Raw genomic sequence first — 23,926 nt, forward strand, 5'->3', positions numbered from 1 at the left:
TGCCACACACACGGCCGTGTGTGGCACACCAGGTCTCATGTTTCAAAGATACTTTTCCCAGATTGATCCATCCTTACGTCGCGGCAAGACCTATGTAGAACAAGCGCTGACTTTCATGTGTCGCTTCGGTGTGCCGATGGCGTTGCTTGTCTTGGTGGTCCTGATGGCCATTGGCGGCCAAGACACATCGTCACAGCCAGCCATCGCTGTGCCGTTGCATGGCTGGGAGCAAACCACGCCAGACACCAGCTTAGAACAAGCACGCACGGCAGCACTGCAAAGCACGCCGCAGACGACGTTGCCAGCTCAGTTTTCAAAAAATCCTCTTTGGTGGGTCATTCACACACCTGTTTCGGCAGGACAGTTTTTGGTCTTTCCCTCCCGACACGCACTGAGTGTGTCGTGTTGGAGCGCAACAGGAGAGTTATTAGGAACGGCCACACGAGCGGCAAGCGTCGGGGCTTTGCACGTGTCTGGCACGGGCTTCTCGCTGCGCATCAACGCAGCGCAATCGTCTATCTTGTGTCAAGGTCAATTCGAAGGTCCCGCCCGAGTGTCCGCAGCCATCATGTCTGAAACCGCGCTGGAGAGCTTTGAAGTTCACCACAGCAAGCAAGGCGCATTGATTGAAGCTGGCATGGGGGTGCTGGCCTTGTTCATGCTGATCTCAGCATGGATCAACAAGGAACCTGCGCATCTGGTGTTTGGCGTCTGGTTGGGTCTGGGTATGCGCATGGCAGCGCTGTCAGCGGGCACAGACTTTGAATTGATGGGCTGGCGTTTGCCACTGAGCGCACTGATACCGGCGCGCCAGTGGACGATCGCTTTTTATTTCGCCACCACTGTGGTGATGTTTTCAAAACTGTTCAAGACCGAGCTGGAACAAGCGGGTGTCAAAACCCCCACGCGGATCATCCAGGGACTGGCCACGTTGGTGATGGGAGCGGCCGCCCTGCTCTCTTACGGTCATTTTCTGGTCGTGGTCTGGGTCTGCACCACCATCAACGTGGCCTTGATTCTTTACAGTTTGACGCGCGTGTTGATGCAAGGCTTTGACCGTGCGGCGGCCTGGTATGGTGCCTCGATTGTGGTGACGCTGGCCGCGGGTATGTCTGAGGTGGTCGCCGCAGCCTTGAGTCTGGCCAAACCACCGATGATGCTGACATCGGTGTCTGCTGCTGTGATTTCTGCGCTGATGGCGTCTTTGGCCATTGCGGAGCGTATTCGCTCAGAACGCGAGGAGAAAGACGAAGCCAAATCCAGCGCACGGCGTGCCTATGAGGGGTCGCCGATTGGTTTGTTCACCCTGTCGAGTACAGGAACGGTGGTGAAGGGCAATCCAGCCATGCAACGCATGATGGGGTTTGATCCGGTCGGCTGCACACTCATGACACTGCTAGAGCAACAAGCTTGGCACGCGTTGAGCGATGCGTTCGACAACGCCCAAAGCAGTGAGGTAGAGGTACAGGTGGCAGGACTGGGGCCCAACACCGACAAGTGGTTCTTGGTGCGTGGCTCGCTGGATGCCAAGACGCATCAAATTGAAGGCTCCATCCAAGATGCCACCGAAGCCCATGCCTCCAAACAGGCCTTGGAGTTTTTGGCTTCGCACGACCCGTTGACGGCATGTTTGAACTTACGCGGTGCAACCGCTGAGTTGGAACAGATCAAACAAGCCGCTGTAGGTCCTGTGTCGATGGTGTATCTGGACTTGGATCGGTTCAAACTCGTCAACGATTTGTACGGTCATCCTGCGGGCGACCACGTGTTACGCGAGGTGTGCATGCGCATGCGCGCATGCGTTCGCGCGCGCGACGCCATTGCACGTGTGGGTGGCGATGAGTTTTTGCTGGTGTTTCCATCGACAGCGATTGAAGAGGCCCATGCGATTGTTGAAAAATTGATGGCCAGTTTGTGTGAGTCTTTGTTTCACTTTGATGGCAAAAGTTTTTCCCTGAGTGCTTCTGCGGGACTGGTCGAATCAGCAGCCCAAGGATTCCATGCAGAAGACATGATTTCAGCCGCCGATGCCGCATGTCGCATGGCCAAAAAACAAGGTAAGCGGTTGGTGGAGGCCAACAGTGCCTCGGGGTTTTACAAAAAAAACAAAGAGGAATTAGAGATTGCACGGTGCTTGGAAGACGGTCGCATGCCACAAGGGTTGACCTTGTTCATGCAGCCCATCATGAGTCTTAAAAATCCTTTTGCCTCCCTGAATTTTGAAGTGTTGTTGCGGCTCAGGAAACCCGATGGCAGTATTTTGGGCGCGGTCGGGCTGATTGAAACGGCAGAGTTTCTTGGCAAGATTACATTGATCGATCGATGGGTCCTGCGTACCACGCTGGAATGGATCGAGCAGCACATGCCGCACCTGAGTCGTACCAAGTTCATCAGCGTGAATTTGTCGGGTGCCTCGATGAATGACGAAGTTTTTCTCGGCGATGCGTTTGCGATTCTTTCTCAGCACCGAGAAGCAGCCAGCAAACTGTGTCTTGAGATCACCGAAACCGTGGCGCTGACAGACATCAAAAACACGATCAAGTTTGTGGAACGTGCACGTCAGCTAGGACTGCGTATTGCGATTGATGACTTCGGCTCGGGCTTTGCCGGTTTCACTTACTTGCGTGATGTGCCATCTGACTCCTTGAAGCTCGATGGCTCGTTGGTACAAAGCATTGCGACCAACCCCGCAACCCATGCCATCGTGCACGCTTGCGCAGGCTTGGCCCACAGCTTGGGCATGACTTGCGTGGGTGAATTTGCCGAAAACCTCCCCATCATCAAAGCCTTGGTGGATGCAGGCGTCAGTTACGCACAGGGCTACGGCATCAGCAAGCCGGTGGAGCCCGAGCGAATTTTGACGGCGCAGTCGTCAGCCGACTTCATCCAAGACGCGGACACCATGGCCTTTGTGCGCAAACTCAGCTTGATGGACTTCACCGCACGGGCAGACACAGACGATGAACGCTTGTTGCATTGATCGTGTGCAGGCTTGCTGAATCAGAAAATAATTAACACCAAAGAGTCTATTTATTTATAGATATAAATTAATTTGGTTAGCATAAGGCGTTGGGTTAATTTGACTGACTCATCCTGATTAGGACGCGACATGCCGATTTTCGCCTGGACTATTTTTCTGTCTGCTTTTCTGCTTTTCATGGTGCAGCCCATCATTGCCAAGCAAATCCTGCCTTGGTTTGGCGGCGCACCGGCCGTGTGGAACAGCTGCATGATTTTTTTCCAGACCTTGCTGCTGGCTGGTTACGCCTATTCGGAATGGAGCACGCGCAAATTGTCACCGCGTCGGCAAGCGTTGCTCCATTGCACGCTGCTGATCATCAGCCTTGCATTTCTACCCATCATCGCCAGCCTTGATTGGAAACCCCTCGCCAACGAAGACCCGGTTTGGCGCATTCTTTCGCTGCTCACAGCCACCATTGGCTTGCCGTATTTTTTACTCGCGTCAACGGGCCCATTGATTCAGTCCTGCTATGTGCGCTGCCATGGAGGAGATGGCGTGTATCGGCTCTTTGCCCTGTCAAATTTTGGCTCGCTGCTGGCCTTGTTGGCATTTCCTTTGGCCATTGAGTCGGTACTCAACACACACCTTCAGGCCGTGACATGGAGCGTGGCATACGGTGTCTTCATGGTGTTGTGTGGGGCAAGCGTCTTGCTGGCAGCCAGCCCCCGGGCTGTACATGGCGTCTCACCTGAAGAGAGCGACATCACTGCGCCCCCCAGCCTGGGCGCGCAAAGTTTGTGGTTGACGCTTTCAGCGTTGGGGACCGTGATGCTGATGTCTGTCACCAACCACATCACGCAAAACATTGCATCGATTCCGCTGTTGTGGCTGGCCCCGCTGACCTTGTACCTGTGCTCCTTCATCGTGTCGTTTGAAGGACGTTACCAACGCTGGCAATTCCTCTGGCCCTTGCTGCTTTTGCTGCCCGCCATGGCGTGGGGACTGCAAACAGACAATGGAATTTTGAGCATTGAAATTGCTATACCGCTTTATTGCGCGGGCTTGTTTGTGGCGTGCACATTTTTTCACGGCGAATTGGCAGCAAAGAAACCTTCGCCGCAGCATCTGGCGCGGTTTTACTTGATGGTGTCTTTGGGGGGGGCACTCGGGGGCATCTTCGTTGGCGTGGTGGCACCGCGCATTTTCTCGGCCTACTACGAATTGCCTATCGTATTGATGGCAGGCGGTCTCGTCACAATGTTTCTGCTCTACCAATCTGCCAAAAAACCGGATGTTGCACAGGCGGATACGCCACCTGTCACGTCAAATGAAACGCTTAGCGCTGGCATCACGCCATCGCTGCATCGCTCTGTCATGGTGGTTGCAGCTCTCTACGCGACCGTCACCACGGGCTGGTATTTGTACCAATACGAAACAGACTACTTGGGGCGCCGCACCTTACGGATGGAACGTAACTTTTTTGGCGCACTGCGCGTACAAGACAACAAAGTGGGAAGTGAGCGTGTGCGCAATTTCGTGCACGGCGTCATCTTGCACGGACAGCAGTCCTTAAATCCTGAGCACCGACAGAACCCCACCACGTACTTCACCCAAACGTCAGGCATTGGTCGCACCTTCAAAGGCCTTGATGGCGCAGCGCCCTTGCGTGTTGGGGTGATTGGTCTTGGGGCTGGCACTTTGGCCAGCTATGGCCGTCGCCACGATGTCATGCGCTTTTACGAAATCAACCCACAAGTGATCGACGTTGCACACAAACAGTTTTCGTTTCTGGCGGACTCGGCTGGCGCGACGGAAGTCGTCCTCGGCGATGCACGGTTGTCAATGGCGCGCGAGCCAGCACAGCGCTATGACATTTTGGTGGTGGATGCGTTCTCGAGTGATTCAATCCCTATTCACCTGATCACGCTGGAAGCCATAGACGTATTTCTGAAACACGTCAAACCCGATGGTGTGATGGCGTTTCATGTGACCAATCGTTACCTGGATTTGAAAAGTGTGTTGGCCTTGCTGGCTCAAGCACGTGGTCTGACAGCACTGAGCATTTACGACGACGGCTCATCGTCACCCTTGGCTTACTCAAGTTCGTGGGTTTTGCTGGCCAAAAACCCAGAGGTATTGAAGAAGATACCGCTGGAGGGTGAACCCGAAAAAATTAACATCCCCGAAGGATTGAAAGTCTGGACCGATGACTTCAGCAACGTCTTTGAAGTTTTGAAGTTGTAGACGCGCAAAGGGTGCAAGCAAGCAAGCAAGCAAGCAAGCACACGGTCTCTTTGATCTGCTCACACAGCTTCAGTGATTTCAAACCGATAACCCACGCCATAGACAGACGTCAAACAATTGGCATCGGGCTCAATGGCTTGAATTTTTCGGCGCAAATTTTTCACATGCGTGTCAATGGCCCGATCACTGATGTCTCGCAATTCCAAGTGCAAGGCCTCCAGAAGCTGTGCACGCGAAAACACTCGCCCCGGCTGGCTGATGAAAAGCCGCAAGAGTCGGTATTCAAGCGGGGTCAGGTTCAGGCTTTGTCCGCGCCAAGCAATTCGCATGGCTTCATCCTGAATTTCCCAGGGCTTGATGTGTGCTTTGCCGTGACTCTGCGAGCGTCGCAACAAAGCATGCACCCGGGCCATGACTTCACGGGGGCTGAAGGGCTTGCACACGTAATCATCGGCACCTGTATTGAGGCCCAGCAATCGGTCAACTTCGTCCACTCTGGCCGTGATCATCATGATGGGAACATCGCTGAACTGACGGATGGCGCGACACAGGCTCACACCGTCCATGCCTGGCAGCATCACATCGAGCAGCACCAAGTCGGGCATCTGGCGCTGGACAGCATGCAATGCTTGGTTGCCATCGCTCTCAGAGCTGGCACGCCAGCCCTCGTGCGCGAGATAGTCCAGCAACAGCTGTGCAATGCGTGCATCGTCCTCCACAACCAGAATATGACGGGGCTGACTCATACGGCACTCTCTGGCCGGACTGGCAAAACAATCTCGATGCTGAGTCCACCCAAATCAGAGGGCGTGGCCTGGATCGTGCCACCATGGGCACTCACAATGGCGTGGCATATGGACAAGCCCAAACCACTGCCCCCTTGGACGCGAGAGCGTGACAAGTCGCAGCGGTAAAGCGGTTCAAAAATGTGCGCCAAGTCTTGCAAGGGCACACTGGGACTGCTGTCTGAAATCATGAGATGTACGCGTTCATTTGAAACTTTCAAACGGATGCGAATTTGCCCAGGCGCATCCGTATAACGCAGGCTATTTTGCAAAATATTGGCCATCAGTTGCTGAATGCGGTCTGCATCCCAGCACACCCGTTGCGATATGTCGTGGCCTTCGTTGAAGACCATCACTAACCCAGCGTCTTGCGCGCGTCGCTGAAAACGTTCGACACATTGCGCCACGCACTCCACCAAATCGAAGTCCGCAAAATGGCACGACAACGTATGGAGGTCGGACAAGGCCAGCAAGTGCAAGTCGTTGACGATTTTTCCAAGCGACAGCACCTCTTCACGCAACACCACCATGGCTTGGTGTTGCATGGGTCGAACGCCATCACACAGAGCTTCAATGTCACCTTGCAACACCGTCAAAGGGGTTCGCAGCTCGTGGGAAATATCAGCCAGCCAGCGTCGGCGAGAGGAGTCCAAGCGTTCCAAGCTCGCGGCCATTTGGTTGATGTTGTGCACCACCTCATCAATTTCATCGCCTACCGATTGAACCCCCAAACCCACGGGTATGCGTGCAGAAAATTTACCTGTCGCCAGCTGTTGCGTCGCCGATTGCACAGCAATCAACGGCCTCACCCAGCGCCGGGAATGCCAAATGGCACCAAACAAGGCCAGCACCACCAACACACCAGAGATCAACACAATGCCCACGTATTGCGCGAATAAAAATCTGGATTGATCACCCAATATGACGCGAGCCGGAACCATGCGGCCCCATGCCACCACCTGACCATGGCTGTGTACGGGGCGAAGCACTTGCGCTGAAATATCAATCTGTGGCCGCCCCAACAGTGTCTGACCGTCAAGACCCACGATGGACAGCCGATTGGGCAAAGCGTCTGGTCCGCCGGGGGGCGGCCCATGCGAACCATTTGGCGGCGGGTTAAGCCAGCCACGATCTTTCCATGGAAAAGGGTCAGGCAGATCGAAAGGCATACCGCTGAAACGGTTGAGCAAGTCATGGATCGACAAGCCACGGTTTTGCAGAACGTCCAGCCCTTCGTTCTGAATTAATTTTTCAACGCCCGCAGTGAGTTGCTCCAAATGTTGAACATCTTTGGCGGCCAAGTATTCGCCAAAGCCTTGACGCAGATTCCATGCAGTGAAGCCTCCAAGTGCCACAACCGCCAATAAGGCAAAGCTGAGCATGAGCAAGGACAGTTTGTGGACGAGGCGCAGATGCATGGGGTGAAGAAAAGTATCTGCTGAGTAAACCTGAACATTGTGAGCAAAGCGTGAAGATTTTCACACACTGCCATCACATTGCCTTTGCAGAATCAGTCTCGGATTGGCGCAAGCAAAGAGGCGCTCCCATTTTTCTTCAAAGGACTTTATGCAGAAAATTTCTGTCTCTTCACTGAAACTGATCGTGCGCTCGGCGGCCTTGACTGCGATGGCCACACCATGCATGGTGTTGGCACAACCCGTTGACGACGATGCTTGGCACGTGAGTGTCGGCATGGGCCTGATCTCGCAACCCAAGTACCCCGGCAGCAGCGACACCCGAATGGGCCCCATGCCAACTTTCAGCGCCACCAAAGGACGCTTTCAAATAGGTGCCCTGCCCGGTGCAGCCGTGCCTTTGGGCCTGGGATACACCTTGTTGCAAGAAGGCCCTTGGCGATTCGGGGTGGGTATCGGCACCAGCCTGGGCAATCCGCGCGGCGGCAACGACGGTTCGAATTTGTCAGGGCTTGGCGAAATAAAACAAACCACCTTAGGCACTGTATCTGGCAGCTACACACAAGGCCCGATGACGACAATGGCCAACCTGATCACCGACATAGGTGGACACGATCAGGGCACACGCGCGACGCTGGATGTGATGTTCAGGACAAGACCGGGTCGCTTGGTCTGGAGTGCCGGGCCCGGTATCACCTGGATGAACAGTCAATATGCACAAACCTACTATGGCGTGACTGCGGCACAAAGCACCAGCTCAGGCTACAGCACCTACCAAGCGTCGGCGGGTGTCAATGCTGTGCGATTGGGTGCGGGTGTCGATTACGAACTCACTCGCGAATGGCGTCTGAGTGCCAAGGCCAGCGTTTCCAAATTGCAAGGCGATGCGGCCAACAGCCCGACGATTGATAAAGGCACCCAATCGAGCTATGGCGTGTTTGCCAACTACCGTTTCTGAGTCTGCGGCAGCATTGGCATGCCCATCCCCAAGGCCTGCGGCGTTGGGGCTTGTTCGGATGCGTAACAAAAGCCAGCGGCTTGTGCCGCCGCTAGCGTTTGGGCGGGCACGTGGCCACCGTAACACCGCATGGAAGCATGGTGTTGTGTGATGCCACGGGGCAGGACGTAGTGATAAATGCCTTGTGGAAACTCGGGTGTCGGGCTGGTCAAGCCATTGCAGCCATCGAGTTGGGTGGGATCGATGCTGCGGCCATGGATGTCACGATCTCCGTAAATCGGGAAACCATCCAAGGCAACGCCGATCATGTGCGACGGCCCGTCGGCGTGATCAACCACAGAAGTCACACACGACGAATACCCGTGGTAGTGGTAACTGTTACCCGCATCAGCAGGGGTGGGATGGCCACCGCATGTGTCCAAAAAATGGGCTGTGATGTTCTGCCCTTTGGTGCCCTTGAAGCTATACGCCACATTGTCATTGAGTGCCGTCGCCCGGTGGCCCGTGATTTCTGCTGCTTTGTAGAGCGTTGCACCAGACACAAGTAGGCCGATAACCCCCGCATTGGTGGGCGTGGTGGATGGCGCTTGGCGAGGGCAAATATTCACACGGATGGGTTCGTGACGACCGGGGCCTTCATAAGCTCGAACCACCAGCGGCATGCGACTGATGGCTGTGCGTGCCACGGCTTGATTTACGCCTGTGACCTGATTGCGAGCCTGCCCCGTTGTGGGTGGTGACAAATAAAAATCATCCACCGCATGGTTTGGCCTTGCCGCAGGCCAGAGGGTCATGACGCACTCGGAAGGAAAGGTCACCGACATACCTTTCGCCCAAGGTGCGTTACGGTAAACAGTGGCGAATGAAAGTGCAGCCTGAGGTCGCACCAAGACATGCAGTGTGTTGGACTCGGAGCCTGTTCCCGATGCATTGCTGGCGGTGACAGCACATGCATAGCGTGTCCCTGGATTGAGTCCATAGAGGGTGGCCGGGCTCGCAAGTGCCGTGACGGTCAGGTGTTCGCCAGATGCCTGACATGTTGCTGTGTACGAGGCAATGGCAGATTGCCCTGCGGAAAAAGGAGCGATCCACGCCAGACGAACACTGGCCTGCTCAGTCGCTGCATGGATCAGAATCGGAGCTGCGGGAAGTCTGCCCCAGTCACAGCCCGATGACGCAACAGCCATCGCACACAGCAATACCCGAGAGATCTGCAACAGACGAATCCAACGCATTCACTGGACCACAAATTGCCCCATCAACCCAGCGTCTTCGTGGTTCACCATGTGACAGTGGTACATGAAGGGATAGCGGGTATCGGCGGCCTCGTCAAACTTGGCCACGAAGGTGACCGATTCGCCAAGGGGTATGTGGAAGGTGTCTTTCCATCCCTGTTCATAGTTTTTAACAGCCGCAGCACTTGCGTTGCGAGCCACCAGTTTGAATTGCACGCCGTGGATGTGGAATGAGTGTCCAAAAATATTGCCTGCATGGATGGTCCAAGACTCTGTGCTGCCAAGCTTCACCTCTTGGTTGATCCTGTCCATATTGAACCCCACGTTGTTGAACGTGAATGGGTCCCCTGGGCCACGTGCCGTGATGGTCAACGCGCGTGCGTTCGTGGCCTGTGACGTGTTGGGGTACACATGGCTCACCCAACAGGACGGCATCCGAGTCACCGGCTTGTCTGTAGACGCCACGACTTTGATGTTCAAGACGCTGAATGTTTTGTAATTCAACAAACTGCCAAACTCACCCGCTTGATCGGGCTCATAGCCAGCAAAGCCAAAACTCAAGCCTGCATCTGGACCGTTGTAGGCATTCAGGTCAAGGGTGTTGCCCACCGCATCGCCCGATAAGTCCAGCAGTATTTCGTAACGCTCGCCCGGGGACATGATCAAACGCGTCACAGCCACGGGCGCATTGAGCAAGCCGCCATCGCTGGCCACCACATAAAAGCTGCGACCATCGCTCAGGCCCAGGTTGTAGTCGCGCTCAACCTCCGCATTCAAGAGACGCAAGCGCACCAGTTGTTGAGGCAAGCCCACCTGCGCATTCATCACGCCATTCGACAGCATGTGATCGCCATAGGCCGTGTCGGTGTACTGAAACTGATTGGCCACACCCTGTACTTTGGTAAAGCGTCGACTGGTCAGCACCAAAGGAATGTCATCCACGCCATAGGTTCTTGGCAGTTCAAGCGCTGCCTCGGCTTCGTCTTGCACAATGATCAAGCCGACCGCCCCGAGGGTGAGTTGCTTTTGGGTCATCTCATGCATGTGGGGGTGGTACCAATAGGTCGCCGCGTTGTTCTTGACGGTGAAGGCATCGGTCAACCAAGTAGCCCCAGCCTTCACCACCTGGTGCGGCCCGCCATCAACAGGCCCAGGCACCAGCAGGCCGTGCCAATGCGTGGTGGTGGGTTCAGCCAATTGGTTGGTGACTTGCATTCTGGCCCGCGACCCTTTTTTCATGACCAAGGTTGGCCCCCCAAAGCCAGCCCCGTTGTAACCATAGGTGTTGGTGTGGGGCCCCTCGCGGTAGGGCACGGTGCTGGCAGACAGTGCCAGGTCAAACGTGGTCACCCCTTGACTGAGCGTGCCGGTATGCAACGGCGCAATGGGCAAAGCGTTGAAGTTGCGGGGCTGATTGGCGTGCAAATCGCTTGAGGGCACAAGGCGTGGGGGCGCATGGCGTGGTGGTGGCCCTATGCATCCCAGAAGAACAGTGGTTGAGGCCAATGCAGAACCCGCCATGAACTTGAGGTGCTCGCGTTTGCCCAGATCGACTGGCTTGTTCAATGTCTTTTTCATGACCACGCACCGATGAATAGATGGGCATTGATTCTGAAAAAAAATTGTGGAGGAATTGCGAAGTTTGATCTGTATTAATTAAATCTCTCAAAATAATTTACACATATTTGCAACACATTTTTTTCTCAGAATAAGAACCAGGACATGCCGTCCTAGCCAACCTCTAGGAGAAAAAATGAACACCCAACGACTGCAAGTGTTACGCGCCGTCATGGCTTCTTGCATGGCGCTGTATGGCATTGCACTTTGCGCTCAACCGACAACAGGTGGAGGTATGCCGCCAGCCCCCCCTCCTGAATCACTGGCAGCCTGCAAGACGCTGAAGTCTGGTCAGGACTGCAATTTTTCGAGCCCACAAGGCACCCTCAAAGGCAGTTGCTGGGCCCCCGAAGGCAAGCCACTGGCCTGTCGGCCATTGAACGCCCCCGAGGGTGGCATGCCTCCTCCCAAATAAATCTCACGCAGTTCACACCATGACTCGCTTTCGTTGCATCAAAACAAGTCTTGCCATCGTCATGCTTGCCTCACTCTGGGGTTGCGGCGGTGGAGGTGGATCTACAACCGCGGAGACGTCTTGTAGTGCATACAGCTCCACGGGCACGACATCCACCAGCAATACGGACACGGGCACAACTGCTGGGGTGTTTTGCAGCTACGCGACCAAAATACAAATCAGCTCTTACTCGGTGTTGAAGGCAGGTACATGTGCCATCGTGACGTGGTCTTGCAGCAGCACAACGCGCTCAGTCAGCGCCAATGGCTTGCCAGACTACACGCTCAGCAGAACCGTCAACAGTGTGAGTGTGACGGACAGTGCATCCAACATAGCTTTCCCCAACGTATACAACCCCAACACCATCGTGGCTCAGAGCGTTTCTAAGTCCATGACATTGACGCCCACCCAAACATCTGCCGTCACAGCCAGCAACAGTGGTACGCAAAAGTTAGGGGTGGCATTGAATGGCATCGTGTTCGACCCGAGCACGGCAGGCACCTGCAACAACTCTGGGACTATTTGCGAATTGGGTGGAGGAAATTACGCTTGGAATATTGAGGCTTTGGGTCAGAGCAGCTTCAAGTTTGGAACAGACGACAGCAACGCACACGTGCAGCCCCAGGGAACCTACCACTACCACGGCAATCCTGTACAGCTTGTGACAAAACTCAACCCAACCAAATCGACCACTGGCATGACCCTCATCGGTTGGGCGATAGATGGTTTCCCGATCTATTCACCGTACGGGTATACAGATCCATTGGACACAACTTCTGCGATCAAGGAGATCGTCAGCAGCTACCAACTCCAAACATCCCCTGATGCCAATCGTCCTTCCACCACCACCTACCCTCTAGGAGCCTTCACGCAAGACTATGAATACGTGGCTGGGTCGGGTGATTTAGACGCATGCAACGGTCGCACTGGTAAAACGCCTGAATTTCCCAACGGCACTTACCACTATTACGCCACCAACACCTTCCCTCACCTTCAACGTTGCGTTTATGGAAAGCTCAATTAGCCACGCAAATCTCGTCGTCAGGCCCTTCAAAAAATCCACTGCATGGCCGAAGTGGGGGTTGATGGCCACACTGTCATCACTCGTTGTCATGTCGTTGCAAGGCTGTGTTGAGCCACATGCAGCCAGCGTCAACCCAATGTCTCTGAGGGCCAACCAAAGTAGCACCGTAGGAGTGTTGTGTGATTACGCACAAGAAGAATTCAACAGCACGCCATCGGTCAAGGCCACCAGCAAAGCCCGTTGGTCGTGTGAAGGTTCTCGGCGCAAATTGACAGCCAACGGCATTCCCGACCACCCCACGGGCGTTTTTCCCAACCCTGGCAACCCAGAGACGATGTCTGAACAGCGCATTCAAGTCTCGATGCCGTTGTTTCCCGAGGCCACCCCCTCCATCACCCGCAAAGGCGGGCCGCGTGTGATGACGGGCTATGTCCTCAACGGCATCAAGATAGATCCAGGCACTGCGGGCACGTGCAACGATGCAGGCACCCATTGCCCAATGGGGCCAAGTTTTGGGCGTTGGAACATTGAAGCAATGGGCCAATCCTCATTCAACTTCGGCACCGATCCCAGCAATGCACACGTGCAACCGAGTGGCACGTACCACTACCACGGCATTCCAGAAGAGTTTGTGGCCAAGCTCAACAAAGGGGTAGCCATGACACTGATTGGCTGGGCTGGCGATGGATTTCCTATTTATGCGCGCTACGGTTACAGCGTTGCGTCCGACGCTCACTCTGCACTCAAAGTGATGCAGGGCAGCTACCGACTCAAGGCCACACCAGATGCCAATCGGCCCCCGACCAGCTTGTACGCCATGGGCACGTTCGAGCAAGACCGTGAGTATGTGGCAGGACTGGGCGACCTGGATGAATGCAATGGCCGCATAGGGGTGACGCCTGAGTTCCCTCAAGGCATTTACCACTACTACGCCACCGACAGCTACCCCTATTTGCAGCGGTGCATGAAGGGCAAGCTATGAGGCATTGCGCTTGAATGCGCCGATGGATGTCTAGACATTCATGCAAGGCGCAGGTGGTGAACGCCTGGCTGTGAATGGTCATGCTGCTTGCCAGCACGACAGTCCACGCACACCTGATGGTGGCTCAGCGCGGCACACTGAACCTGGTTGGCGATGGGGCTTACATGGTGATGTCGCTGCCCACCACGGCGTTCAAAAACATCGATGACGATGGCGATGGGCGGCTGTCCTATGTGGAGGGCAATGCACACCGGCGCGAGATTGAGACACAAATACGCGCGGGCGTGCAATTGGCTGGGCCGCAGGGACTGGCCCCTCTACAAGGCGTGATATTCACCCTGTCACCGCCTGACGATGCACCCACGGCACCCGCCCAACAACTGGTGGTGTTGGGCCGATTTGCGTTAACACCACCTAACACGGCATGGCAATTCAAGTTGGACCTGTTCGGCAGCCGAGCCGATGAACAAACACAACACGTCACCGTGACACGTGGTGAAGAATCACAACTCATGACCTTCACGCCAGCGCGGCGCACGCTGGAGGTTTTACCCTCTGGCTGGACCGTGTTTGTCGATCAACTGACGCTAGGCGCGGAACACATTTTGACGGGCGCAGACCATGTGTTGTTCTTGCTGGTGGTGCTGGCCGCAGGGTGGCGCGTGCGACACATGCTGGTGGCCTTGACGTGCTTCACAGCAGGACATGCCGTCACCCTGATCGCGTGCAACGTCTTGGGCTGGACGGCCCCTGCTGCGCTGGTAGAGCCGGCCATTGCAGCCACCATTGTGGGCATGGCGGGGTTTGACCGATGGTGCGTGCACCGGGCGCAAACACCGCCAGCGGCGGTGCGCTGGGTCGGCGTGTTTGGCTGTGCCTTGATTCATGGGTTAGGTTTGGCACAAGCATTCAGCGACCTGGGTTTGAGCGGCAGTCGCAAGGTGTTGAGCTTGGCTGGCTTTAACCTGGGCATTGAACTGGGGCAACTGGCCGTGGCAATGGCAGCAGTCGCTGCGTTTCAAGCCATGCGTCACTTGTCTGGCAACGCATCGATCAAGCTCGACAACGCTTGGATCTCGTATGGTGCGATGGCTTTGGGCATGGTTTGGTTTTTTGAAAGATTACTCGTCAGCGCTTAAGACGAGCCCCGGGCACTTGCGCCAATATTTTTTTGACGATGTTCCAGCACTCACGCATCGCCATGCAAAGCTACTGTCCCCAGACCATTTGCCCCAACAAGCGCCCAGGTAGCAGCGTGAAGATGCCAGGGGTGACACAGGCCAACCAATACAGATACTGCATGGTCTTTCGGTGCGCGTCATGTGCCCGATGCATCACCGAATGGATGGCAACTGTTGGCGTGAGTTCCATCGTTTCAACTTAGCTTTTCAGTTGGGGGGTAGCACGGGTAGCGCGTGTCTTGCTCTCTGACTCTGCGGCCAAAGCGCGGAACATTTGGGTGCCCAAGCTCGTGATCAATTGCGGCAATTGATCGGCGGGGATGGTTGTTTTTTTCAGGCTGCCATCCACCAAAAGGGTGGATAAGCCATGCACCGTCGCCCAGGCATGGAGCACCCATGGCTCTGGGTTTCCCTTGGGAACAGCGCCAGCTTTTTGACAAGCTTGAACCGCATCGCATAACAGTTGAAAAGCACGCTCGCCCGCCTGAGCCCGAGCCGCATTTTCTTTGCCATGCAAATCCCCACGAAACATCACCTTGAAGTGTCCGCGGTGAGAGACAGCAAACATGATGTAGGCACACCCCAGAGCTTGCAAGTTGGCTGCTGGCGTTTGTACGGCAGCCTCGCTCGCGTGCCTCATGGCTGATGCAAGCAACTCGAAACCTTCTTGTGCAATGGCTGCCAGCAACTCTGAGCGGTCCGCAAAATGGTGGTAAGGCGCCCCAGGGGAAACACCTGTGCGAACGGCCAAATCTTTCAACGTGAGCGCATCCACCCCACGCTGATCAATGACCTTGAGCGCCGTCTGCACCAACGCACGTCGTAAGTCACCGTGGTGGTAATCGGCCTTCTTGATGCGCATGCCGTTTGACTTGGATGTTTGAGCCAACCCACGCTCCTCTACTTGGATGGTCTCAACATTTTTTCACCACTGCGGGCCACCATGTCTCTGGGGGCCAACCGAACCGAATTGGCGAGCAACCAATTCTTGATGCCAATGATTCGGGTGGGTGCCTGCCCCTGAATGGCCATCAACGCTTGTTCGGCAACTTGTTCGGGTTGAATGGTTTTAGAAAACACGCTGGTTTGTCTGACCGAAGCATCGTCTAATTTGTCAATGAATTGCGTCTCTACCGCGCCAGGGCATAGGGCCACAACATGAACGCCTTTGCCACGGTACTCCGCCCACAGCGCCTCACTGAAACTCAACACAAAGGCCTTGCTGGCCGCATACACGGCCATGTAGGGCGCAGGTTGAAACGCCGCAGTCGATGCCAAGTTCAACACCACACCTGTGCGGCGTTCAAGCATGCGGGGAATGAACGCATGTGTGAGGCTCACAACAGCTGAAACATTCACGGCAATCTCCTCTTGCTCGACTTCCGGTGACAGTGTTTCAAACGGGCCATAGGTCCCCAAGCCCGCGTTGTTCACCAAGATATCCACAACAACGCCTTTGGATGCCAGCTGGCTGTGTAGATGAGCCCCGCAGTTGGGTTGCGACAGGTCCAGCACAACAGCGGTAGCGCTGACGCCGTATTGACGGCTCAGCGCATCCGCCAGTTGCGCAAGCGCTGCCTGAGAACGTGCCACCAGAACAAGGTTGACGCCCTCGGCCCCCAGTCTGGATGCAATGGCTTTTCCGATGCCCGAGGATGCACCGGTGATGAGTGCAGTTTTGCCTTTGAGCTGAGCCATGGTCAGTACCCCATTTGAATTTTGATGGTCGTTGGACTGTCTGCATTCAGCACAAACGAAGCTTCCTTGAACCGAGGGGCTGAAAAAGCAGGTCGCTCATTGTTGGAGGCCGCATACCCCTCTTTGGGCATGCCCACAAAGTTTTTATTCAGCTTGCCGTTTTTGTTTTCATCGTGAAAAACGATGGCTGCATAAGTTCCTGAAGCGACATTTTTGAACTCACACGTGGCGCGATTTGCATCAATCGCGACGTGTGTTTCTTGGTAAGCCTTGGCATGGACTTCAGGATAACCATCGGCAGAGTTGAACAACAAACAGCCCACATCTCCGGTAGCGCTGCGAACTTGAGAAACCTCCACGCGCAGGGTTTTGTCAGCCGGTTCAGCCGCCATCGAATGGGTGGTCAAAGCACAAAGAATGAGGGGAAAAACAAAGCGAACAGCACGCATGAAGACACTCCTTTTGAAACAATCTAAGTAAAGTTTAGATTCGATTAAATGCGAATGCCAACAAAAATTAATCACTAATGATTAAAAAAATAGAGCACTTACCCTTGAGGCATTGGCGACACCTGGGCGACATGGGCCATGGATTCCACCCTTGTCACAGGCACGGTGCCCCGTTAGCTTCAGGTCTGTTTTGATTCCTCAGCTCACGTCGGGTTTTCCTCCATGCCTTCCTCCCCCACTTCTTTCGCACTGGCACGCTTCAAGGTGCTGGACTTGACACGCGTTCGCTCGGGGCCGACCTGTGTGCGTGTGTTGGCCGACTTTGGGGCCGATGTGATTCGCATCGAATCGCCCCCAGGCGTCGACCCCAACGAAGGCGCTTTGGGCGGGCGCGAAACCTACGACATGCTCAACCTGCACCGCAACAAGCGGGCCATCACGCTGAACTTGAAAGAGCCCGAGGCGCGAGAGATTTTTTACCGGCTGGTGCAAACCGCCGACGTGGTGGTGGAGAACTTTCGCCCGGATGTGAAGTTTCGTTTAGGTCTCGATTACGACAGCCTGGCAGCCATCAACCCACGCATCATCTTGGCCAGTATTTCTGGCTTTGGTGAGGACGGTCCTTACCGCAAGCGCCCAGGCTTTGACCAAATTGCCCAAGGCATGGGCGGCATGATGTCGGTCACGGGCTTGCCCGGCCAAGGCCCAGTGCGCGCAGGGATTGCAATTGCAGACTCAAGTGCCGGCAACTTTGCCGCCATGGGCGTGATGGTGGCGCTGCTGGAGCGCGAAACCTCGGGCCGTGGCCAATGGGTGCAAACCAATTTGCTGCAATCGATGATTGGCCTGTGCGATTTCCAAGCGGCACGCTATTTGATTGATGGCGAGGTGCCACCACAAGCCGGCAACGACCACCCGTTTGCCACGCCCATGGGCACGTTTCAATCGTCCAACGGGCACTTCAACATTGGGGCCTCGGGCACCACGCAGTTTCGTGCGCTGTGCACCGTGCTCGGGCGCTTGGACCTGCGCGATGAACCGCGCTACCAAACCAACCCAGGGCGCTTGAAAGACCGCAGTTACCTCAACGCCGAGCTGAACCGCGCTTTCGCCCAACACACCACCCAGCACTGGGTGGACTGCCTCAATGAAGCCGGTGTGCCCTGTGGCCCGATCTACAACATGCAAGAGGTGTTTGACGATCCACAGGTTCAACATTTGAAGGCAGCCGTCACGGTACACAACGCCAAGCGCGGTGACATTCGTGTCGTGGCGCAACCCATCACACTCACGCGAACCCCTGCCAGCGTGCGGTCCAGCCAACCCCAACTGGGCGAGCACAACCACGAGGTGCTCACCAGCCTGGGGTACACCGAATCACAAATCGCCGCATGGCAAGAAAAAAAGGTCATCTGACGTGTCCACACCTGAACCCCACGCCCCCGGCACACTGCAAAGTTTCAAACGCGGACACGTCGGCCATGTCGTGTTCAACAACCCCCGCAAATTCAATGCGATGAACTACGACATGTGGGCCGCCCTGCCCCAGGTCATGCAAGATTTTGTGGATGACACCGACATCCGGGTGATCGTGCTCAGCGGTGCAGGCGACAAAGCCTTTGTGTCGGGTGCCGACATCAGCCAATTCGACACCATGCGCACGGGCGACGCCAACATCGTTTACTCGCAAGCCTCCGAAGCGGGCTATGCCGCCGTGCTCGATTGCCCCAAACCGACCGTGGCCCAAATTCAAGGCATATGCATGGGCGGTGGTTTGGGTTTGGCGCTCAACTGCGATGTGCGCATTTGCGCCAGCAACGCCAAATTTCGCATGCCTGCGGGCCGACTGGGCTTGGGCTATGCCTTCGATGGCGTGAAACGTTTCACCGAAATTGTGGGCGTGGGCCACACCGCCGATTTGTTTTTCAGCGCCCGCATCTTTGACGCGCACGACGCACTGGCCATGGGCTTGGCTAAGCAAGTGGTGGTCCCTGAAGCCTTGTCGGCCACCGTGGATGACTACACCCGCACGGTGTGCGAGAACGCGCCCCTCACGCTGGCTGCTGCCAAGCGCGCGCTGTTGGAGCTGCGCAAGAACCCCGAGCAACGCGACATGGCCTTGATGCAGGCCATGGTGAACGCGTGCTTTGCCAGCCAAGACTACCAAGAAGGCCGACAGGCCTTTGCGGCCAAACGCCCCCCTGTTTTCAACGGTCACTAGGAGTACACGCCCATGTTCAACGGTTTGTCACGTCGCTCGTTTCAGTGGTTAGGCGCTGCCTGCTTGTGCAGTGCACTGTCGGTCTTGGCACAACCCTACCCCAACAAACCGATTCGCTTTGTGGTGGGTTACCCGCCAGGCGGCTCGGGTGACTTTGTCACACGCACCGTGGGTGAGGCCATTGCCGCAGAGCTGGGCCAGTCGGCCGTGATTGACAACCGCCCTGGCGCTGCGGGCAACTTGGCCAGCGAGATCGTGCTCAAAGCACCCGCAGATGGCTACACCCTGCTGGTGGGCAGCAACCCCTACATCAACAAAGCGCTGTACAAAAAGCTGCCCTACGACATTGAGAAAGACTTTCAACCCGTCACCTTGTTGGCCAATGGTCCGATGGTGATTGCTGTCAACAACAACCTGCCCGTGCACAGCATCAAAGAGTTGATCGCCTATGCCAAGAAGAACCCAGGCAAGCTCAACTTTGCCTCCAGTGGCAACGGTTCAGCACCGCACATGGCAGGGGTGTTGTTCAACAGCGTGTCGGACTTGGACATCTTGCACATCCCCTTCAAGGGTGGCGCACCTGCCGTGCAATCGGTGATCGCGGGCGACACCCAGGTGATTTACGGCACCTCGCCCGTGGTGCTGCCGCAGGTTCGCGGCGGACGCATTCGGGCCTTGGCCATCACCACGCAAGAAAAATCGGGCGCCATCCCCGGCATCATGGGCATGAAAGAAGCGGCCCTGCCTGACTACGACATCAGCTTCTCTTTCGGTTTGTATGCGCCCTCTGCCATGCGTGCAGAAGATATCAAGAAGGTGTTTGATGCTGCGGTCAAGGTGCTCAAGCGCCCGGACATTCGCGACAAGCTGGCCACGCAAGGTATGGACCCTGCGCCCAATGCATCCCCTGCTGAATTTCAGGCCCAAAACCTCAAAGACGCCCCCATGTGGGCCAAGCTGGTGGTGGAGTCGGGGGCCAAGGTCGATTGACCCACGCTGCAACACGTTCGCATTTTTTATCTCACACGGAAAACACCCCACATGAAAACTCAGTTGCCTCATCGGCTCTTCAATTTACTTGCCTTGAGCTGTGCGCTGCTGAGCGCATGCAGCACACCCTCAGGGTCTTTGGCACTCAAAGACATGGGCTCCTTCCATATCGGTGGGCGCGAAGTAGAGCTTTCGGGCAAACCCATCAAAGAAGTGCTGTTCTCGCAAGGCGGTGTTCCGGCCAAGGTGGACCCCAATGGTGTCTACCAAGTCGAGCAAATGTATGTGCAGTACTTTGTGCCCGCCACCGAAAAAGGCAAGCTGCCTTTGTTGATGTGGCATGGCGGCGGCTTGAGTGGTGTGACGTATGAGACCACACCCGACGGTCGCGAAGGCTGGCTCAACTACTTCATCCGCCAAGGCTGGACGGTGTACAACAGCGACGCCGTGGAGCGCGGCCGTTCAGGCTGGGCCATGTACCCCGAAATCACCAAAACCGACCCGGTGTTCTTGACCAAAGAAAATCCGTTTGAACGTTTTCGCATTGGCAATGGCCCTGGCAGCTACAACCGCGACCCCGCCAAGATGAAGCCACTGCCCGGCAACCAGTTCCCCACCGAGGGCTACGACAACTTCACCAAACAGGTGGTGCCGCGCTGGACCAGCACCGACGAGCCCACCATTGCCGCCTACATTGCGCTGGTGGACAAAGTGTGTCCGTGTGTGGTGCTGGCGCACTCACAAGGCGGCCCCTTTGGCTACAAAGTGGCGCAAGCGCGGCCCGACAAAGTCAAGGCGCTGGTGTTGGTGGAGCCCGCAGGCGTGGGCGACATCAGCCAAGCGGCCAAACTCAAAGACATCCCCAGCTTGAGCATTTATGGCGACTACATTGCCAGCGATGCCCGTTGGCCCACCATCCGTGCCAATAACATCAAGTTTCATGACGCCATTCGCGCTGCTGGGGGCAAGCCCGATTTGGTGAACCTGCCTGAGATCGGTATTCAAGGCAACAGCCACATGATGATGATGGACCGCAACAACCAGCAGATTGCGCAAGTGATTCAACAGTGGTTGTCCAACAAAGGGTTTGTGCGCTGAGTAGGCTGAATGGGGTTTCATGCTTTCACGAACCCCATCAATGAAGTGACTTGTCGATGGTATGGTTGGTGAGCAACCCACACAAAGCGAACCCATGACTGAAGTTGACTTCGAGCAAATCAGCGCCTATCAGCGCTACAAGCTGATGGCCAGCCTGATCGTGCCTCGACCCATTGCCTTGGTGACAACACTCGGAGCCAACGGTGTGGCGAATGCCGCACCTTTTTCCATGTTCAACATGGTGGGTGAAGACCCACCTATTGTGATGTTGAGCATCAACCGGCTCACCGATGGACGGCTCAAAGACACGGCAGCAAACATCCTGAACCAAGGTGAGTTTGTGGTGCACATGACCGACGAAGCCATGGCCGCCAAAATGCACGCCTGTGGCGAAGCCTTGCCCTCGCACGTGAGTGAGTTGACGCATGTTGGCTTGACCAGCGCGGCATCACACACCGTCAAGCCACCTCGCATCGTTGAAGCGCCTGTTGCTTTTGAATGCGTGCTGCATGAAACGCTGGAAACACCGAGTCGTTATGTGTTCATTGGCCGTGTCAAATGGTTGTCGGCACGCGATGGGCTGATTGACACACAGGCATGGCGCGTCAATTTGCGTGACTACCACCCCGTTGGTCGATTTGGTGCCAGCTTTTACACCACCACACGCGACAGATTTTCAGTTGAAGAGGTCGCTGGCGTTGCTGCGCCTACATCGACACCCATTGATGAAATTTGAATGAGGCCTTTATTTGAATGAGGCCTTTTCAAGGCCTCTTGCTGCGAGTACGGGCAACTGATGGCAAACCAAGTAGCTACGTCCATGTGCATGTTGCCAAGCAAACCCAATGACACCTTCAGAATGTGTGTCTTAGGTGAGTAACCTGAACTGCACAGGCGAGCGTTCAAACGCGTTGCATTGCGCCATCTGAGCAATCGTGTCGTCCAAATCTTCAAAGCGAAATGCAGCGGTCCAGCGATGGATTTTTTGCATGGCAGCCATCCAAGGTACCGCATCGCCTTGGCGACTGAGCACACGCAGGCTATCGAGGTACTCTTCACGAAACAGTGTTGGCACGATGATTCGGCAGCTTCCAACGGCAGAGAGTTCGGCATTCATGACCAAACGGGCCAAGCGACCATTACCGTCGGTGAAGGGGTGTACCTCGGACACGATGAACATGGCCAGCAATGCCCTCGCAGTGCCGGCAGGAACGCTGGGCAGCAATTGCGTGCCTTGAACCAACGTGCCCCGCACTAACTGAGGGGCAACAAACTCTGTGTGGCCTGCGCGATTGGTCAAGACTTTGAATTCACCGGGACCAACTTCTGGACGCTCTTGCATCTGATCGGCATGTCGAGCGCGCAGTTGGTTCAGCACGGGTTCGCCGCTGGCCAGTGTTTGCAAGGCCCAGCTGGGCTGCAATGCTTGTCGAAACACACCAAGAATGTCATGCGAATCTTTGGGCCGCTCAGCAATGGGCTGGCCTTGCAGGACAAACGCACGTGCATGCTGCACATCGAACTCGGTGCCCTCGATGAAGTTGCTGAAATACGACTCGAGAAAAGCGAAGTTGGCTCGCGCGGCCTCGGTCTGCACGACAGCAGCAGGCTGCGCCAAAGGGGTAGACCGCAACTGGGATGCGAGCTGTTCAAACAGCGCCAAACGCTTGGGGTCGTAAGGCATATGCCAGAGCTCAGCGCCCTGCCCGCCCCAAGAGACTAGGACTTGCGATGGCTGGGCACAGAGACTGGAGATTCCGCCCCAAAACATTCCTTTGACAGAATATTCCATGGAGGATATATTCAATCCATGTGGGAAGTTGAATACACAGATGAGTTCGAGGAGTGGTGGTCGAGCTTGACAGAAGACGAACAGGTGTCTCTTGCCGCCTCGGTCCAGCTACTGGAAGAGCGTGGCCCCGCACTGGGTTTTCCGCACAGCAGTGGCATCAACGGTTCCAAACACGGCCACATGCGAGAGCTTCGAACCCAGCACGGCGGGAACCCTCTGCGCACGCTGTACGCATTCGACCCTCGACGCGCCGCGATCTTACTGATTGGCGGCGACAAAACAGGCGATGACCGCTGGTACACAACCAATGTGCCTATCGCTGACCGGCTGTACGACGAACATCTTGAGGAACTGCGAAAGGAAGGACTGATTGATGACTAAAAAATTTGCCAACCTGCGGGCTAGGATGACGCCAGAATCGCAAACGCGCGCCGACGAAAAAGCTCGCGCGATGCTGGCTGAAATGCCTCTCAACGAACTCCGTCAGGCACGTGGCCTGTCCCAGAAAATGCTGGCTGAGGTGCTGCACATCCAGCAACCGGCCGTTGCCAAGCTGGAAAAGCGCACCGACATGTACCTGTCCACCCTGCGTAGCCACATCGAAGCCATGGGCGGTGAACTGGAAGTCGTTGCCCGATTTCCCGACGGTGCCGTCAAGATCAGCAACTTTTCGGACCTTGAACGACCACTGGCCGCCTGAGAAATCAGGCCTCCCATCCCATCGTCTATGCAAACGGCCGTGCAGTCCACCAAGTGAGATGGGCATGCCATGAAGCGGACGATCACCAACACACACCAGGTTAGAAGCAGCGGTTTGGGAA

23 protein-coding genes and 1 pseudogene are annotated in these 23,926 nt (G+C 55.8%); 14 read left to right on the forward strand and 10 right to left on the reverse strand.

Annotation, left to right across the window (positions count from 1 at the left end):
- Nucleotides 1–37 precede the first annotated feature (37 nt).
- Both B9Z39_RS10820 and B9Z39_RS10825 read left to right on the forward strand, forming a co-directional pair.
- Nucleotides 38–2,980: a bifunctional diguanylate cyclase/phosphodiesterase gene (locus B9Z39_RS10820; RefSeq protein ID WP_146183321.1), complete on the forward strand. Its 2,943-nt coding sequence runs from the start codon at nt 38–40 to the stop codon at nt 2,978–2,980.
- Between the two features lie 129 nt (nt 2,981–3,109).
- Complete coding sequence (locus B9Z39_RS10825) at nt 3,110–5,206, forward strand: spermidine synthase (RefSeq protein ID WP_108301738.1); 2,097 nt, start codon at nt 3,110–3,112, stop codon at nt 5,204–5,206.
- Nucleotides 5,207–5,265: 59 nt separating this feature from the next.
- Here B9Z39_RS10825 and B9Z39_RS10830 read toward each other — a convergent pair whose 3' ends face one another.
- Both B9Z39_RS10830 and B9Z39_RS10835 read right to left on the reverse strand, forming a co-directional pair.
- A complete protein-coding gene (locus B9Z39_RS10830; protein WP_108301739.1) occupies nt 5,266–5,952 on the reverse strand; it encodes a response regulator in 687 nt (228 codons plus the stop codon).
- Nucleotides 5,949–7,409, reverse strand: a complete 1,461-nt coding sequence (locus B9Z39_RS10835; protein WP_108301740.1) for an ATP-binding protein — start codon at nt 7,407–7,409, stop codon at nt 5,949–5,951. Before B9Z39_RS10835 ends, B9Z39_RS10830 begins: the two co-directional genes overlap by 4 nt.
- A gap of 148 nt (nt 7,410–7,557) precedes the next feature.
- On the opposite strand from B9Z39_RS10835, the gene B9Z39_RS10840 reads away from it, so the two are divergent.
- Nucleotides 7,558–8,364, forward strand: coding sequence for a MipA/OmpV family protein (locus B9Z39_RS10840; protein WP_100144026.1), 807 nt, complete (start codon nt 7,558–7,560; stop codon nt 8,362–8,364).
- On the opposite strand, the gene B9Z39_RS17170 is transcribed toward B9Z39_RS10840, so the two are convergent.
- The 3 genes and pseudogenes from B9Z39_RS17170 to B9Z39_RS10850 all read right to left on the reverse strand — a co-directional run bounded on the left by B9Z39_RS17170 (nt 8,352) and on the right by B9Z39_RS10850 (nt 11,177).
- Complete coding sequence (locus B9Z39_RS17170; RefSeq protein ID WP_233248983.1) at nt 8,352–9,158, reverse strand: YHYH protein; 807 nt, start codon at nt 9,156–9,158, stop codon at nt 8,352–8,354. The genes B9Z39_RS10840 and B9Z39_RS17170 overlap by 13 nt on opposite strands.
- Before the next feature lie 123 nt (nt 9,159–9,281).
- Nucleotides 9,282–9,599, reverse strand: a pseudogene (locus tag B9Z39_RS17270) (fibronectin type III domain-containing protein); the annotation flags it as partial.
- A complete protein-coding gene (locus tag B9Z39_RS10850; protein ID WP_108301742.1) occupies nt 9,600–11,177 on the reverse strand; it encodes a multicopper oxidase family protein in 1,578 nt (525 codons plus the stop codon). It lies immediately after the preceding pseudogene.
- 175 nt (nt 11,178–11,352) lie between these two features.
- Here B9Z39_RS10850 and B9Z39_RS16910 point away from each other — a divergent pair, with 175 nt between their 5' ends.
- The 4 genes from B9Z39_RS16910 (at nt 11,353) to B9Z39_RS10870 (ending at nt 14,815) form a co-directional block, all read left to right on the forward strand.
- A complete protein-coding gene (locus B9Z39_RS16910) occupies nt 11,353–11,631 on the forward strand; it encodes a hypothetical protein (protein WP_146183322.1) in 279 nt (92 codons plus the stop codon).
- A 19-nt stretch (nt 11,632–11,650) separates the two neighbouring features.
- Nucleotides 11,651–12,694: a YHYH protein gene (locus tag B9Z39_RS10860; protein WP_100144018.1), complete on the forward strand. Its 1,044-nt coding sequence runs from the start codon at nt 11,651–11,653 to the stop codon at nt 12,692–12,694.
- An 88-nt stretch (nt 12,695–12,782) separates the two neighbouring features.
- Nucleotides 12,783–13,676 carry a YHYH protein gene (locus B9Z39_RS10865; protein ID WP_199221201.1) on the forward strand — a complete coding sequence of 298 codons (894 nt, stop codon included), beginning with the start codon at nt 12,783–12,785 and terminating at the stop codon, nt 13,674–13,676.
- A gap of 74 nt (nt 13,677–13,750) precedes the next feature.
- Nucleotides 13,751–14,815, forward strand: coding sequence for a HupE/UreJ family protein (locus tag B9Z39_RS10870; protein ID WP_108301744.1), 1,065 nt, complete (start codon nt 13,751–13,753; stop codon nt 14,813–14,815).
- 70 nt (nt 14,816–14,885) lie between these two features.
- Here the strand turns inward: B9Z39_RS10870 and B9Z39_RS16990 are convergent, their stop codons facing one another.
- Genes B9Z39_RS16990 through B9Z39_RS10885 form a run of 4 tightly spaced genes read right to left on the reverse strand, consistent with a single transcriptional unit; the run spans nt 14,886 to nt 17,004 of the window.
- The gene (locus tag B9Z39_RS16990) at nt 14,886–15,047 is read right to left on the reverse strand and encodes a hypothetical protein (protein WP_158236101.1); all 162 of its coding nucleotides are present in this window, start codon (nt 15,045–15,047) and stop codon (nt 14,886–14,888) included.
- A 9-nt stretch (nt 15,048–15,056) separates the two neighbouring features.
- The gene (locus tag B9Z39_RS10875; protein ID WP_146183323.1) at nt 15,057–15,746 is read right to left on the reverse strand and encodes a TetR/AcrR family transcriptional regulator; all 690 of its coding nucleotides are present in this window, start codon (nt 15,744–15,746) and stop codon (nt 15,057–15,059) included.
- Between the two features lie 11 nt (nt 15,747–15,757).
- Nucleotides 15,758–16,555: an SDR family oxidoreductase gene (locus B9Z39_RS10880; RefSeq protein WP_108301746.1), complete on the reverse strand. Its 798-nt coding sequence runs from the start codon at nt 16,553–16,555 to the stop codon at nt 15,758–15,760.
- Nucleotides 16,556–16,557: 2 nt separating this feature from the next.
- On the reverse strand, nt 16,558–17,004 hold the full coding sequence (locus B9Z39_RS10885) for a DUF2141 domain-containing protein (protein WP_108301747.1): 447 nt from the start codon (nt 17,002–17,004) through the stop codon (nt 16,558–16,560).
- A 222-nt stretch (nt 17,005–17,226) separates the two neighbouring features.
- Between B9Z39_RS10885 and B9Z39_RS10890 the strand changes: the two genes are divergently transcribed.
- The 5 genes from B9Z39_RS10890 to B9Z39_RS10910 all read left to right on the forward strand — a co-directional run bounded on the left by B9Z39_RS10890 (nt 17,227) and on the right by B9Z39_RS10910 (nt 22,049).
- Entirely contained in the window at nt 17,227–18,420 is a 1,194-nt protein-coding gene (locus B9Z39_RS10890; RefSeq protein WP_108301748.1) for a CaiB/BaiF CoA-transferase family protein, read from the forward strand.
- A 1-nt stretch (nt 18,421) separates the two neighbouring features.
- Entirely contained in the window at nt 18,422–19,225 is an 804-nt protein-coding gene (locus B9Z39_RS10895) for an enoyl-CoA hydratase (protein ID WP_108301749.1), read from the forward strand.
- A 12-nt stretch (nt 19,226–19,237) separates the two neighbouring features.
- A complete protein-coding gene (locus tag B9Z39_RS10900; protein ID WP_100144002.1) occupies nt 19,238–20,215 on the forward strand; it encodes a tripartite tricarboxylate transporter substrate binding protein in 978 nt (325 codons plus the stop codon).
- 51 nt (nt 20,216–20,266) lie between these two features.
- Nucleotides 20,267–21,313: an esterase gene (locus B9Z39_RS10905; protein WP_108301750.1), complete on the forward strand. Its 1,047-nt coding sequence runs from the start codon at nt 20,267–20,269 to the stop codon at nt 21,311–21,313.
- A 94-nt stretch (nt 21,314–21,407) separates the two neighbouring features.
- The gene (locus tag B9Z39_RS10910) at nt 21,408–22,049 is read left to right on the forward strand and encodes a flavin reductase family protein (RefSeq protein WP_108301853.1); all 642 of its coding nucleotides are present in this window, start codon (nt 21,408–21,410) and stop codon (nt 22,047–22,049) included.
- A 132-nt stretch (nt 22,050–22,181) separates the two neighbouring features.
- Here B9Z39_RS10910 and B9Z39_RS10915 read toward each other — a convergent pair whose 3' ends face one another.
- Nucleotides 22,182–22,997, reverse strand: coding sequence for a Fic family protein (locus tag B9Z39_RS10915; protein WP_199221202.1), 816 nt, complete (start codon nt 22,995–22,997; stop codon nt 22,182–22,184).
- Between the two features lie 126 nt (nt 22,998–23,123).
- Here B9Z39_RS10915 and B9Z39_RS10920 point away from each other — a divergent pair, with 126 nt between their 5' ends.
- A complete protein-coding gene (locus B9Z39_RS10920) occupies nt 23,124–23,486 on the forward strand; it encodes a type II toxin-antitoxin system RelE/ParE family toxin (RefSeq protein WP_108301752.1) in 363 nt (120 codons plus the stop codon).
- Complete coding sequence (locus tag B9Z39_RS10925) at nt 23,479–23,805, forward strand: XRE family transcriptional regulator (protein WP_108301753.1); 327 nt, start codon at nt 23,479–23,481, stop codon at nt 23,803–23,805. The genes B9Z39_RS10920 and B9Z39_RS10925 overlap by 8 nt, the downstream gene beginning before the upstream one ends.
- Nucleotides 23,806–23,926 lie beyond the last annotated feature (121 nt).

Source organism: Limnohabitans sp. JirII-29 (assembly GCF_003063395.1).
In the GTDB taxonomy this organism is placed as follows: Bacteria; Pseudomonadota; Gammaproteobacteria; order Burkholderiales; family Burkholderiaceae_C; genus Limnohabitans.

Coding starts and splice junctions, on each gene's coding strand:
- B9Z39_RS10820 (WP_146183321.1), top strand. CDS start 38: ATGTTTCAAAGATACTTTTCCCAGATTGATCCATCCTTACGTCGCGGC.
- B9Z39_RS10825 (WP_108301738.1), top strand. CDS start 3,110: ATGCCGATTTTCGCCTGGACTATTTTTCTGTCTGCTTTTCTGCTTTTC.
- B9Z39_RS10830 (WP_108301739.1), bottom strand. CDS start 5,952: ATGAGTCAGCCCCGTCATATTCTGGTTGTGGAGGACGATGCACGCATT.
- B9Z39_RS10835 (WP_108301740.1), bottom strand. CDS start 7,409: ATGCATCTGCGCCTCGTCCACAAACTGTCCTTGCTCATGCTCAGCTTT.
- B9Z39_RS10840 (WP_100144026.1), top strand. CDS start 7,558: ATGCAGAAAATTTCTGTCTCTTCACTGAAACTGATCGTGCGCTCGGCG.
- B9Z39_RS17170 (WP_233248983.1), bottom strand. CDS start 9,158: ATGACCCTCTGGCCTGCGGCAAGGCCAAACCATGCGGTGGATGATTTT.
- B9Z39_RS10850 (WP_108301742.1), bottom strand. CDS start 11,177: ATGAAAAAGACATTGAACAAGCCAGTCGATCTGGGCAAACGCGAGCAC.
- B9Z39_RS16910 (WP_146183322.1), top strand. CDS start 11,353: ATGAACACCCAACGACTGCAAGTGTTACGCGCCGTCATGGCTTCTTGC.
- B9Z39_RS10860 (WP_100144018.1), top strand. CDS start 11,651: ATGACTCGCTTTCGTTGCATCAAAACAAGTCTTGCCATCGTCATGCTT.
- B9Z39_RS10865 (WP_199221201.1), top strand. CDS start 12,783: ATGTCGTTGCAAGGCTGTGTTGAGCCACATGCAGCCAGCGTCAACCCA.
- B9Z39_RS10870 (WP_108301744.1), top strand. CDS start 13,751: ATGGTCATGCTGCTTGCCAGCACGACAGTCCACGCACACCTGATGGTG.
- B9Z39_RS16990 (WP_158236101.1), bottom strand. CDS start 15,047: ATGGAACTCACGCCAACAGTTGCCATCCATTCGGTGATGCATCGGGCA.
- B9Z39_RS10880 (WP_108301746.1), bottom strand. CDS start 16,555: ATGGCTCAGCTCAAAGGCAAAACTGCACTCATCACCGGTGCATCCTCG.
- B9Z39_RS10885 (WP_108301747.1), bottom strand. CDS start 17,004: ATGCGTGCTGTTCGCTTTGTTTTTCCCCTCATTCTTTGTGCTTTGACC.
- B9Z39_RS10890 (WP_108301748.1), top strand. CDS start 17,227: ATGCCTTCCTCCCCCACTTCTTTCGCACTGGCACGCTTCAAGGTGCTG.
- B9Z39_RS10900 (WP_100144002.1), top strand. CDS start 19,238: ATGTTCAACGGTTTGTCACGTCGCTCGTTTCAGTGGTTAGGCGCTGCC.
- B9Z39_RS10905 (WP_108301750.1), top strand. CDS start 20,267: ATGAAAACTCAGTTGCCTCATCGGCTCTTCAATTTACTTGCCTTGAGC.
- B9Z39_RS10910 (WP_108301853.1), top strand. CDS start 21,408: ATGACTGAAGTTGACTTCGAGCAAATCAGCGCCTATCAGCGCTACAAG.
- B9Z39_RS10915 (WP_199221202.1), bottom strand. CDS start 22,997: ATGCCTTACGACCCCAAGCGTTTGGCGCTGTTTGAACAGCTCGCATCC.
- B9Z39_RS10920 (WP_108301752.1), top strand. CDS start 23,124: ATGTGGGAAGTTGAATACACAGATGAGTTCGAGGAGTGGTGGTCGAGC.
- B9Z39_RS10925 (WP_108301753.1), top strand. CDS start 23,479: ATGACTAAAAAATTTGCCAACCTGCGGGCTAGGATGACGCCAGAATCG.